Genomic DNA, 8,598 nt, shown 5'->3' with positions numbered 1-8,598 from the left:
TCCAACGGGGCCGCGTTGCTTGCGTTCCGCGCACTGCGGTGTACCTCGACCCTTGCCTTGCACCCCGGCCGAAATCCTTAACTACCCGGCCTTGGTGGAACTTCACATCCTTGACGGCATTCCTGAGGCGGAGCGGGGCAACGGGTACGGATCGTGTGGACTGCCGCAGGTCCTCTCGAGCGCCCTCAAAGCGGATATCGATCCCACTGGTTCCCAAGCCGCAGCAATGATCGTGCGCAGCAAGACCGACCACCCGAAGCACGGATTCCCGATCGGCCCGTGTGACAGCTGTAAGGTGCTCACCAAGCACTACAGGCTCGACTTCTTGACGGATGATGGAAAGTGAGCGGGAGATGACGGAGTTTTCCGCGGAGACCGAACGCGTCCTGCGATCCGCAGGTTGGGAGCCGGATCGCACGGTCGACACCAGCTTGTGGCGTCAACGCCTCGAGGAGTCCGGGTTCCGGATGCACGACGCCGCCGAACGGTTTCTGTCCGAGTTCGGCGGCCTCACCGTCGAGATCAGCGGCCCAGGTGTCTCCCGAGCACGGGTGCCGTTCGAGCTGGACCCGATGCTTGCAGACGGAGAGGAAGACCGCTTCTCCGAATGGAGCGAGTCCATCGGAGAGTCGCTGTTCCCTCTGGGCGAGCTGGACCGTGGACGGTTCTTCCTCGGCATCTCCGAATCGGGAAAGGTCTACCTGGTAGCGGACTGGCTCGCGTCCTTCGGGCCATCGCGCGAGGCGCTGGAACGGCTCGTCCGCGGCATCGCACCCGACGAGCTACCAGAACAGAACTGACGCTTTCCTGCCGCATGTGTGAGTCCGACACTTCCTGGACGTTAACTCGCGCCCTGGGGGTCAAGGGGTCGCAGGTTCAAATCCTGTCGTCCCGACCGGCGTTTTCGCAGGTCGTAGGCCGTTTCCACCGCGAGGTGGGAGCGGCCTTGACGCGTTTTCCGGGCCTTGTGAGTGCATTGTGAGGGCGGAATCTCGCCCGAGCTGATCACGTCAGGGCTGCGGTGTCTCAACTCGCCTTCCGTTGCTGGGTTCGGCATGCGCCGGTCAGGCGCCTGACGTGCAGTTCGGCTGGAGTTTGGGCCCCAGCCCACGCTCCGGCTGGTGCCGTTGACCTGCGCCGCGTAACCGATGCAACGATGTTGCGTTAGATGCAACATGGGGACGAGGTCTGTGGATCTCCCCGGCGCGGCGCACCTGATGCTGGCCGCCAGGGTCATCCATCTTGACTTCGCGTCAGCCGTCTTCGACGCGATGGTGGACGGGTGGGGTCTGCAGCAGCGCGTGCGGTTCCTCGACGAGAACGACACTTGGCTTGATTCGAGGAGTTCATGGCGTTCAGTGTCAGGTTCCCTGTCGGGCCCGGCGCGGGCGGGCACAATGGCGTGCGTGGATCGGATACCGAACGGTCGCCTGAGCGAGGCGGACATCGCGCTGCTCGACGCCCTGCACGCCAACCCGCGTGCGAGCTTCGAGAAGCTCGCCGCCACCCTCGGCGTCGCGCCGGTCACCGTTGCCCGGCGCTGGCGGCGTCTGAACGAGGCCGGACAGGCCTGGGTGTCCTCCGTCCCGGGCCCTCGGCTGGCGATGTCCGGCGCGGTGTGCGAGATCGAGCCGGATCCCGGCCGTGCCGTGCCGGTCGCGGCAGCGCTCGCGACCCTGCCGCAGGTCATCAGCGTGTATCTGACCAGTAACCAGTACGCCGTACACACCATCGTCCTCGCCGACGAACTCGACAAGCTCACCATGCTGCTGCTGGAGGTCATTCCTGAGGTGCCCGGAGCACTGCGGGTCCGCAGTCACCTCGGCACCCAGTGGCTCAGCGGGGCGCGCTGGCGCCTGGGCGCGATCACCGGCAGCCAGCGCTCCTCGGTCACCGGCACCGAAGCCGGCGACGGGCGTGCCGAGACCGCCCGCACCCTCGTCTTCGACAACCAGGAGCGCGAGCTCTACTTGGCGCTCCAGCATGACGGGCGCGTCGGCTACCGCGAGCTCGCGCGGCAACTCGGTATCCCGGAGCACCAGGTGCGGCGCCAGACCGAGTCCCTGCTTCGCCGCGGCATGCTCACCTTTCGCACCGACTTCGCCCGACCCGAGGGTGGCTGGCCCACCGAACTGGTGCTCTGGCTCTCCGTTCCCCACGACCGGGTCGAACAGGTCGGCCTGCAACTCGCCGAATGGCCCGAGACCAGGATCGCCCTGGCCACCATCGGCTCGGCCAACCTGCTGGTCATGGCGCAGTTGCACCAGATCGGTGAGGTCGGTCGGCTGCGTGCCCGCCTGGCCGAGGTCGACCGCGGTACTGTCGTCGTCGACGAATCGGTCGTGCTGCGCCCGGTCAAGTCCTGGGGGCGGCTGCTTGGTGCCGCCGGCCATGCCGTCGGGGTGGTCCCGGTCGACCCGTGGTCCGCCCCGTTCGCAGATTTCCATCACTGAGCACGCCCGGGGCGTCGTGATCCGCCTCGGTGTACGGCGGGTGTGCCTCCTTCCTGCCAGATCGTCCCCAGTCGTGGCGCGGCCGCTTGACTGGGGCCATGAGCAACACGACGAAGCATGCCGTCACCGGGCCGCTTGCGCGGTGGGTGGCCGGACTCACCCTGGCGCAGGTTCCGGAGCGTGTGCGCGAACGCGCCAAGCATCTGCTGCTCGACGGCGTCACCTGCGCCCTGATCGGCGCCCAACTGCCGTGGTCGCGGATCGCGAGAGAGGCCGTGCTGGAACTCGAAGGCGTGGGCGAAGCAGTGGTCGTCGGCTCCGGGTGCGCCACCAGTGCCCCGGCGGCGGTCCTGCTCAACAGCACCTTCATCCAGGGCTTCGAGCTGGACGACTTCCACCCGCTCGCCCCGCTGCACAGCAACTCGCTGATTCTTCCGGTCCTGCTGGCGCCCGCAGGCCGCAGCGGCAAGGTCACCGGTGCGCAGGCGCTGACGGCCGCGATCGCCGGATTCGAGGTCGGCCCGCGGGTGGGGCTGGCGCTGCACGGCTCGCAGATGCTCTCGCGCGGCTGGCACAGCGGTGCGGTCTTCGGCACTCACACGGCGGCGATGACCGCGGGAGTACTGCGCGGCCTTGACGCAGGCCGGCTCGAAGACGCCCTCGGCATGGCCGGCACCCAGTCGGCCGGGCTCATGGCGGCCCAGTACGAGGCGATGAGCAAGCGGATGCAACACGGGTTCGCCGCGCGCAACGGCTACTACGCGGCCGCGTTGGCCGCCGCCGGCTACACCGGTATCAAGCAGGTCTTCGACCGCGAATACGGCGGCTACCTCGCGGTGTTCGGCGAGGGGCACGATCCCGACCCCCGGCAGATCGTCGCCGGGCTCGGCGAGAGGTGGCACACCGAACTGATCGCGGTCAAGTCCTATGCGGCCCAAGGCGGGCTGCACGGGACCATCCAGGCGGCGCTCGAGCTGCGCGGTGAGCACCGGATCGACCCGGCCGGGATCGACCGGATCGAGATTCGTGTCGGTCACACCGTCTACCACCACGGTTGGTGGAAGCCCGACCGCCCGCTGACCTCGGTCGGCGCGCAGATGAACCTCGGATACGCAGCCGCCGTCGCCCTGCTGGACGGAGCCGTGACGCCGCGCCAGTTCACCGAGCAGCGCCTGGACGCGGACGATGTGTGGGACCTGATCGGCAAGGTCGACGTGCAGCTCGATCCGGACATCGAGAACGGGCCGGCGAACGAGCGGTTCGCCACCGATCTCACCATCACCCTGAACGACGGCACCGTGCTGCACCGGCGGCTCGTGCACGTACACGGCGGCCCCGACGATCCCGTCACCAACGACGAACTGATCGCGAAGTACCGCACCCTGGCCGGACCGCTCATCTCCGCCGACCGGCTCGAAGCGATCGAGCGCGCGGTGCTGGACCTGGAGAACCTTGACGACGTCCGCACTCTCGCGCGACTGCTCGCCGACCGCGCCATCGGCGCTCTCGACCAGGCAAGGAATCCCCGATGACGCGCACATCCGCATCGCGGGCCGCGCTGCGCGCCCGCCTCGCCGAGAAGGAGCTGATCGTCGCCCCCGGCGTGTTCGACGGCATCTCAGCCTCGCTTGCCGCCCGCCTGGGCTTCTCCGCCGCGTACATGACCGGCGCGGGCGTCGCCGCATCCGGCTTCGCGCTGCCCGACATCGGCCTCGTCACCCAGACCGAGATGGCCGAGCGCGCCCGCATGCTCGTACGCGCGCTCGGCGACGTGCCGCTGATCGCCGACGCCGACACCGGCTACGGCGCCGCGCTCAACGTCGTGCGCACCGTGCGCGAGTACGAGGCCGCCGGTGTGGCCGCGATCCAGCTCGAAGACCAGACGTTCCCGAAGAAGTGCGGACACCTGCCGGACAAGGAGCTGATCTCCACCGAGGAGTACGTACTCAAGCTCGGCGCCGCGCGAGACGCCCGGACCGACGAGGACCTGCTGATCATCGCCCGCACCGACGCGCGCGGCCCCCTGGGCATCGACGCCGCGATCAAGCGCGCACGTGCTTATGCCGAAGCCGGCGCCGACATCATCTTCGTCGAAGCACCACAGGACATCGCCGAGATCGAGCGGATCGCCGCCCAGGTCCCGGCCGCGCTGCTCATCAACCTCGTGATCGGCGGCCTGACACCGCTCGAGTCCAGCGCGCGGCTGCAGGAATTGGGCTACGCGATCGCCATACACCCGTCCGCCGTTCTCGGTGCCGCCGCGTTCGCGATGCTCGGCTCGCTCGCCGATCTCGCCGGCAAGGACGCCGGCCCGTTCATTCCGAGCGGGCCCGCGGAGTTCTTCAACCTCGTCGGCCTGGCCGAATGGTCCGAGATCGGCGAGCGCCACCGGGTGCCCGAGACCCTGAAGGAGGCCTGAGCCGTGGGCATGACCATGATTGAGAAGCTGTTGGCGCGCAAGGCCGGACTGCCCCGCGTGACCGCCGGCGACGTGGTGACCGTGGACGTCGACATGTGCGTCCTGATCGACCTCCAGTTCGCCACCCTCTGGATGCAGCCCTCTCGTATCCACGATCCCGACAAGATCGCGATCGTGATGGACCACGCCGTCCCCGCGCCTTCGCTCAAGGACGCCGAAGGCGGGCCGAAAGCCCGCAAGTTCGCCGCCGACTTCGGCATCAAGCGCTTCTACGACGTCGGAAGACACGGCATCTGCCACCAGATCATCGCCGAGAACGGCCTCGCCCGCCCCGGTCAGGTGCTCGCCTGCACCGACTCGCACACCTGCGCGGCCGGCGCCTACAACACTGCCGCCCGCGGACTCGGCCCAGCCGAGGTCTACTCGATCATGTGCACAGGCACGACGTGGTTCCAGGTCGCCCCGACCGTCCGCTACGAGTTCCACGGCTCGCTGCCGGCCGGGATCAGCGGCAAGGACGTGTTCCTGTACATCGCCGACGCCTACGGCGACGCCACGAACCAGAACCTGGAGCTCGGTGGACCGGGCCTGGCGAGCATCCCGATCGGCGACCGGCGCACCATCGCCACCCAGGCCGCCGAGATCTCCGCCGACTTCGCCACCTTCGACGCCGATGACAGGCTCGTCGCCCACCTCGCCGAGCACGGCGTGAGCGACTTCCAGCCGGCCGAACCCGACCCCGACGCCGACTACCTCGAAGTACGCCGCATCGACCTCGACACGCTCGAACCCTACGTCGCCCGCCCCGGCACCGTGAGCCGCAACGGCGTTCCCGTCTCGACGATCGAGCCGCGACGCATCGACCAAGCCTTCATCGGCTCCTGCGCCAACGGCCGGCTCGAAGACCTGAAGGTCGCCGCCGAGATCCTGCACGGACGCCGGGTCGCCGACGGAGTACGACTCCTCGTCACCCCCGCCTCCCAGCAGGTCTACCGGGAAGCGATGCGCCGAGGCTACCTACAGGACATCGCAGACGCCGGAGGCGTGGTCACCAACTCGACGTGCGGCGCCTGCTTCGGCTACCACATGGGCGTCCTCGGCCCCGGCGAAGTCTGCATCACCTCCAGCACCCGCAACTTCACCGGCCGCATGGGCAGCCCCGAAGCAGAGATCTACATGGCCTCCCCGGCCACCGTCGCCGCCTCCGCGATCGCCGGCGTCATCACCGACCCCAGGAGCCTGACCGAATGAGCAGCACCACCGTAGTCAGCGGGCGGGTATGGGTATTCGGCGACGGCCTGAACACCGACGCGATGTACCCCGCCTTCGCCATGAGGATGGACGTCCCCGAAGCCGCCAAGCACGTCTTCTACGACGTGCGCCCCGGCTGGACGGAGCACGTCACCCACGGGGACATCGTCGTCGCCGGAACGAACTTCGGGCTCGGCTCGTCGCGCCCGGTCGCCTCGCTCTTCCGCCATCTCGGCGTCGCCGCCCTGATCGCCGAGGAGTTCAACTCCCTCTTCCTACGCAACGCGGTCAACGCCGGGCTGCCCGCCCTCACCGCCCCCGGAATCACAGGGCACTTCCACGACGGCGACACCGGCAGCTTCGACATCGCCACCGGCGTCTGGCGCAACGACACGACCGGAGCGGCGGGACAGGCAAAGCCGCTCCCGCCGCTCGTCCTCGAGATCCTCGAATCCGGTGGCGTCCTCCCACGCCTGGCCGAACAGGGCTACCTGCCCCCGGAGCTCGCCGACCTGCTGCGCCCCGGCATCATCCCCGCCGACGCCGGGTCGGGCGACGCGTGAGCCGTGCGCAACTCCTCGCGCCGGGAGTCCGGCGCATCGCCACCAGCAGCCGCGACGCCGCGTTCCTGGTCGAGGGCGAGGACGGGCTCACGCTCGTCGACGTCGGCTGGGCGAGCGCCCACCGGCCGCTGCTCACCGCGATCGAAGAGATCGGGCACAAACCCCACGACGTCAAGCGGATCGTGCTCACACACGCCCATCCCGACCACGTCCAAGGCGCCGCGTACGTACGCGAGCTCACCGGCGCCGCCATCCTCGCCCACCCGGCCGAACACGCATGGCTGGCGGCCGGACACGTCCCGCGCGAAGGCCGATCAGGCACGGTCGGCCGTATGCTCGACCGCCTGCCGAAACTCCACTGGAAGCCGTTCACCCCGGACCAGCCCCTCAACGGCGGTGAACGAGTCGACGGTACCGGGCTGCTCGCCATCCACACCCCGGGCCACTCACCAGGGCATCTCGCGTTCCTGCACGAGCCCACCGGCACCGTCCTGGTCGGCGACGCGGTCTTCCACCGCGGCGGGCTCACCTGCGGGCCGGCCGCCCTCGCCGCGGATCCCGGCCTGCGCGCAGGGAGTCTTCGCAGACTCCCACCGGACATCAGCGCCGTGGGCTTCGCGCATGGCCCCGCGCTCACTCGGACTGACGAAGTCGAGGCCTTCCACGCGTGGCTGGAGTCGCTCCCGGAGTGAGCGCTCCTGCCGGCCCGGCTCACGGTCACCTCCCGCTGCTGCCAGCGGGCCCAGCATCATCAGCCAGAGATCAAGCGATGAAGTCGCACTGGAAGAACGGGAGTTCAACTGTCATGAATCGTCACACTCGGTTGGCCGGCCTGGTTGCCGCGGTGCTCGCGGTCGTCGGCGCGTCTTCGGCGGCGCTCAGCACGAGCGCCCAGGCCCGCCCCGCCTCGGTCTCGACCTCGGCCCAGGCCGTTTCGGCCCGGATCCCGGCTCTCGCGCACTGGCAGGGGCCGAAGCCGACGGTCGTGCTGGTACACGGCGCGTGGGCGGACGCCTCGGGCTGGACCCCGGAGGTCAAGCGATTGCAGGCGGCCGGCTTCCCGGTCGTGGCCCCGTCGAACCCGCTGCGCGGCCTGAACTCGGACGCGGACTACATCCACAGCGTCCTGGAGCGGATCAGCGGTCCCATCATCCTGGTCGGCCACTCCTACGGCGGTGCCGTGATCACCAACGCCGTCCAGGGCGACCCCAACGTCAAGGCCCTGGTCTACATCGCGGCGTTCGCGCCGGATCAGGGAGACTCGCTGGCCGGTCTCAACGGGAGTGCGCTCGGCAAGGAGATCCCCGCAGTTCCGGTGGTTCCGTCGACCTACCCGCAGGTGGGGGGCGGCACGGGCACGGAGCTGACGATCACCACGTCCCAGTACCCGAGCGTCTTCCTGGACAACGAATTGCCGCCGTCCCAGGAGGCCGCGCTGGCGGCCGAGCAGCGGCCGCTGAGCCTCGACTCGGTCACCGAGGCCTCTGGCGTGCCGGCCTGGAAGACGATCCCGTCCTGGTACATGGTGGCCACCGGTGACCACGCCATCTCCCCGGACCTGGAGCGGTTCATGGCCGCGCGGGCGGGCGCGCACACCGTCGAGGTGGACGGTCCGCACCTGATCATGCTGACCGACCCGGGTGCGGTCACCAACCTGCTCGAGCAGGCCGCGGTCCAGACCTGCCAGTAACGGGTCTGTACGGTGACCGGCTCTGTCTCACATCCGGTGGTGACGTTGACAGTGACGGCCCGGGATGCCCTGAGGCCAGGGGATCTGCAGGGACATTCCGGGTGACCGGCCACCGTCTGGCCGGGGTCGGCCCGGTGGTCGGACACCGCTTCGTCACCCACCCCGACGTCCGCAAGGTGGTCTTCACCGGCTCGACCGGGGTCGGCAAGGCGGTGGCCGCCG

The 8,598-nt window shown here is 69.3% G+C and carries 10 protein-coding genes; all 10 read left to right on the top strand.

What is annotated here, in order from left to right; translation table 11 throughout:
* Positions 1 to 346: hypothetical protein (locus ACWDAK_RS39880; protein WP_449806570.1), on the top strand; the 346-nt coding region annotated here is incomplete at its 5' end.
* Positions 347 to 353: 7 nt separating this feature from the next.
* Entirely contained in the window at positions 354 to 800 is a 447-nt protein-coding gene (locus ACWDAK_RS39875; protein WP_427395594.1) for an SUKH-3 domain-containing protein, read from the top strand.
* A gap of 597 nt (positions 801 to 1,397) precedes the next feature.
* A complete protein-coding gene (locus ACWDAK_RS39870; RefSeq protein WP_427395593.1) occupies positions 1,398 to 2,453 on the top strand; it encodes an Lrp/AsnC family transcriptional regulator in 1,056 nt (351 codons plus the stop codon).
* A 98-nt stretch (positions 2,454 to 2,551) separates the two neighbouring features.
* The gene (locus ACWDAK_RS39865) at positions 2,552 to 3,985 is read left to right on the top strand and encodes an MmgE/PrpD family protein (RefSeq protein ID WP_427395592.1); all 1,434 of its coding nucleotides are present in this window, start codon (positions 2,552 to 2,554) and stop codon (positions 3,983 to 3,985) included.
* Positions 3,986 to 4,056: 71 nt separating this feature from the next.
* Positions 4,057 to 4,872: an isocitrate lyase/PEP mutase family protein gene (locus ACWDAK_RS39860; RefSeq protein ID WP_425557769.1), complete on the top strand. Its 816-nt coding sequence runs from the start codon at positions 4,057 to 4,059 to the stop codon at positions 4,870 to 4,872.
* Between the two features lie 9 nt (positions 4,873 to 4,881).
* Positions 4,882 to 6,123: a 3-isopropylmalate dehydratase large subunit gene (locus ACWDAK_RS39855; protein ID WP_427395597.1), complete on the top strand. Its 1,242-nt coding sequence runs from the start codon at positions 4,882 to 4,884 to the stop codon at positions 6,121 to 6,123.
* Positions 6,120 to 6,686, top strand: a complete 567-nt coding sequence (locus ACWDAK_RS39850; protein WP_427395591.1) for a LeuD/DmdB family oxidoreductase small subunit — start codon at positions 6,120 to 6,122, stop codon at positions 6,684 to 6,686. Before ACWDAK_RS39855 ends, ACWDAK_RS39850 begins: the two co-directional genes overlap by 4 nt.
* A complete protein-coding gene (locus ACWDAK_RS39845; RefSeq protein WP_427395590.1) occupies positions 6,683 to 7,378 on the top strand; it encodes an MBL fold metallo-hydrolase in 696 nt (231 codons plus the stop codon). The genes ACWDAK_RS39850 and ACWDAK_RS39845 overlap by 4 nt, the downstream gene beginning before the upstream one ends.
* Positions 7,379 to 7,491: 113 nt before the next feature.
* Positions 7,492 to 8,376, top strand: a complete 885-nt coding sequence (locus ACWDAK_RS39840) for an alpha/beta hydrolase (protein WP_427395589.1) — start codon at positions 7,492 to 7,494, stop codon at positions 8,374 to 8,376.
* 101 nt (positions 8,377 to 8,477) lie between these two features.
* Positions 8,478 to 8,598, top strand: a 121-nt coding sequence (locus ACWDAK_RS39835) for an aldehyde dehydrogenase family protein (protein WP_449806571.1), incomplete at its 3' end; no start/stop codon positions are given.

The sequence above is a fragment of the Kitasatospora sp. NPDC001175 genome, from assembly GCF_053598215.1.
The sequence above is the reverse complement of the archived record's forward strand: the minus strand, read 5'-3'. Positions and strand labels throughout refer to the sequence as shown.